At 56.6% G+C, this 3,161-nt stretch carries 2 protein-coding genes and 2 pseudogenes; 2 read left to right on the top strand and 2 right to left on the bottom strand.

Features of this window, described 5'->3' with window-relative positions:
* Both HX823_RS31455 and HX823_RS31450 read left to right on the top strand, forming a co-directional pair.
* A pseudogene (locus HX823_RS31455) lies at positions 1–772 on the top strand (diguanylate cyclase); the annotation flags it as partial.
* Positions 773–819: 47 nt separating this feature from the next.
* Positions 820–2,049, top strand: coding sequence for a M20/M25/M40 family metallo-hydrolase (locus tag HX823_RS31450; RefSeq protein WP_177078537.1), 1,230 nt, complete (start codon positions 820–822; stop codon positions 2,047–2,049).
* An 89-nt stretch (positions 2,050–2,138) separates the two neighbouring features.
* On the opposite strand, the gene HX823_RS31445 is transcribed toward HX823_RS31450, so the two are convergent.
* Together HX823_RS31445 and HX823_RS31440 are read right to left on the bottom strand one after the other, a co-directional pair.
* Positions 2,139–2,558, bottom strand: coding sequence for a hypothetical protein (locus HX823_RS31445; RefSeq protein WP_177078535.1), 420 nt, complete (start codon positions 2,556–2,558; stop codon positions 2,139–2,141).
* A gap of 3 nt (positions 2,559–2,561) precedes the next feature.
* Positions 2,562–3,161, bottom strand: a pseudogene (locus HX823_RS31440) (type IV secretion protein Rhs); the annotation flags it as partial.

The following is a 3,161-nucleotide window of genomic DNA, read 5'->3' as shown; positions in this document are numbered from 1 at the left end:
ACAACGCACTGCGCAGCGAGCGGCGCAACCTGTTGTTCGATTCCTTTTGCGGTGGGTTCTGGGTCGGTGCCATGCACTTCAACCCGCTGCCCAGCGTGACCACCTTATCGATGATGACCATGAACAACGTGGCCATCGGCGGTCCGCGCTTCATGCTGGCGGGCTGGGTGGCGCAGGCGCTGGGTATTGGCACTGCGTTGCTGATCTTTGCCCCGGCATTCATCGCCGTCACCTCTCAGGCACAGCTCTACGCCTGCCTGCCGATCCTGATGCTGTACCCGCTGGCGCTGGGCTGGATCTGCTACCGGCAGGCGGTGACCCTGGCGCGACACAAGCGCGAATTGCTCGCCCTGAGTCGCACCGACAGCCTGTCCGGCCTGCTCAACCACGGCGCCTGGAAGGACCACCTGGAAATCGAATTCCAACGCTGCCGCCGAGGTCCAGCGGGTGCCGCCATCGCGTTGATCGACATCGACCACTTCAAGACCATCAACGANNCGGTGGCGACGAATTCTGCGTGATCCTGCCGGACATGCCACTCAACCGCGCCACCGAAGTGATGGACGCCCTGCGTGACCGTTTCAACGCCCTGGCCTACGCCCAGGACCCGACCTTGCGCGCCAGCTTGAGCATCGGCCTGGCGCCGTATCAACCGAACCATGCCGACTCCACGCAGTGGCTGAACGACGCCGACCAGGCGCTGTACGAAGCCAAGAGCAGTGGGCGCAACCGCGTCAGTTCGGTACAGGGGAGTTGGTTGCGATCGATCTAGTGGGGTAGGGTGTGGCGGCACCTTTCAACAACAACAAGGATCGGTTCATGCTCTTCACTTTCCCCCGCCCCCTCCTGGCCGCCACCCTGGCCTTGTCCTTCGCCCTGCCGGCCTACAGCGCCGAACCCCATAAACAGATCCAGGCGCAGTCTGAACAGTACAAGGCCGAAGCCCTGAAACTGCTGGAGCGCCTGGTGAATATCGACTCGGGCTCGGGTTATGAACCGGGCCTGACCCAAGTGCGCGACATTGCGGTTGATGAGCTTAAACAGCTCGGTTTTTCCATTGAACTGGTGCCGGACAAAGCGGCCAACAACAGTCACGTGGTCGCCACCCTCAAGGGCACCGGCAAAGCCAAGATCCTGCTGATGGCCCACATGGACACGGTGTTCAAGGAAGGCTCGGCCGCTGAGCGTCCCTTCCACATCAAGGACGGTCGCGCCTACGGCCCCGGCGTGATGGACGACAAAGGCGGTATCGTCGCTGGCATCTACGCGCTTAAAGTCCTCAAGGACCAGGGCTTCAAGGACTACGCGCAGATCACCTTCCTGCTCGACGCCAGCGAGGAAACCGGCTCCGACGCCGCCTCCGACCTTATCCGCAAAACCGCCAAGGGCCACGACGTGACCCTCAACCTCGAACCCGGCCGCCCAGCCGACGGCCTGGTGGTGTGGCGCAAAGGCAGCGCCACCGCCGTGGTTGAAGTCAAAGGCAAAGCCGCCCACGCCGGCGTCGCCCCGGAACTTGGCCGTAATGCCGCCATGGAGGCCGCGCACCAGATCCTGCAACTGGGCAAGCTAGGGGATGAGGAGAAAAAAACCACCATCAACTTTACCGTGATCAAGGCCGGGGACCGTACCAACGTCATTCCTGACCAGGCCACTGCCAAAGCCGATGTGCGTGCGGCATTACCGGAAGAGTTTGATCGCATCGAGAAAGACCTGGCGCGAGTCTCGGCGAACAAGCTGATCCCTGAGACCGACGTGAAGACCAGTTTGCAGCGTGGCTTGCCACCGATGCCGCAGACGCCGGAGTCAGACAAGTTGGTCGCGATTGCCCAGGGCATTTATGCGGAGTTGGGCAAGAAACTGACTATCGAAGGCAGCGGCGGGGCGGCGGATGCGAGCCTGTCGGCTGGGGTTGGGACGCCGACGTTGGATGGGTTTGGGATTGTCGGCGGGAATATTCATACGCCGGAGGAATATGCGGAGGTGGAGAGTGTGGTGCCGCGGGTTTATTTGCTTAGTCGGATGATTATGGAGTTGTCGAAGCGGTGATTTTCCGCTGATTGATATCCTTTTGTAGTGAGCAGGCTTGCCNNGCAAGCTCGCTCACCACAGGAGGCTATGTTGCCTTGAAGGTGGTATTACCAAGTTGATTGGTCTTCGAGGCTGGCTTTTTGGAGGTCGTCTTTCCAAACCTCGTTGGCCAGTCGGTATATGTCGGCGAAGAAACCTCGGGGGTCGTCTATTTCTGTTTCGTCCCAGGCCATTTTTGAATACGCATCCGGATCGTCCTCAAAATAAGAGCGAAAGTTGAAGTCTTTAGTGTTTAGTGCGTTGAGTAAGCATTCTATTAGTTTGTATCTGTGACGATGGGAAAGCTTGTTGAACGGATCTAGGCAATACTCAAGAATAAGCGCCTCTCTGTCTTTGTTTTCGTTAGGATTAAATCGGGCGAGTGCTTCTCCTCGAGTTTCCTCCCTATCGTAAATATCGAAAACACCTATGAAATAGTTCAAGCTGGCGTCGAAAGGTATCTGTTCAGAGGAAGGGTGAAATAACATTTTTCATTCCTTAATGGGGAATAGAGTAAAGGGCGTGCCGTCTTCACGAAATTTCATTTCTGCACCATTCATGGACGGGTTGAAAATTGGGTTGTTCGGGTCGTTTTTATTTGGCCGATATCCACGCCCAGCCCCTGGTAATTCTATTCGCACAATATCGTTTTTCTTGTCATCAACGCCAGTGAAGCGCGATAGCCCTCGTTCAGATCGAGAAGTAGCCTTAGTCCATGCCTGAAGTTGAAGCTTCCAGCTGTTAAATTGCGAACTTGGAACTCCCTTTCCGTTCTTTGGAATCATACCTGTTATGGGGTCTTTTCCATCAATCGACCGCCGACTTAACTTGGCGCTCTCTACCTCTGGACCATGTTTACCGATCATGTGCATATCGTACTTCGTTTCGTATTCCAAAATTCGACGTTTAGCATTGGCTTCGGTAAGCTCCTCGATTTTCGCCTGTCTTGTTGTCTGCGCCGGTGCAGGGGTGATTGGCTCGCCAGAGTTAACGCTAACGGCATCAAAAGGCTTTGGAGCTTTAAGGGGGGGCTTGCAACTATCTGCACCTGGACAAGTGTTTAACCCCAACGGATCCACCCATCCCGTAGG

Origin of the sequence: Pseudomonas sp. P7759, from assembly GCF_013386445.1 — a bacterium.
In the GTDB taxonomy this organism is placed as follows: Bacteria; Pseudomonadota; Gammaproteobacteria; order Pseudomonadales; family Pseudomonadaceae; genus Aquipseudomonas; species Aquipseudomonas azotoformans_A.
Note: the sequence above shows the minus strand (reverse complement) of the source record. Positions and strands in the feature narration are given on the sequence as shown.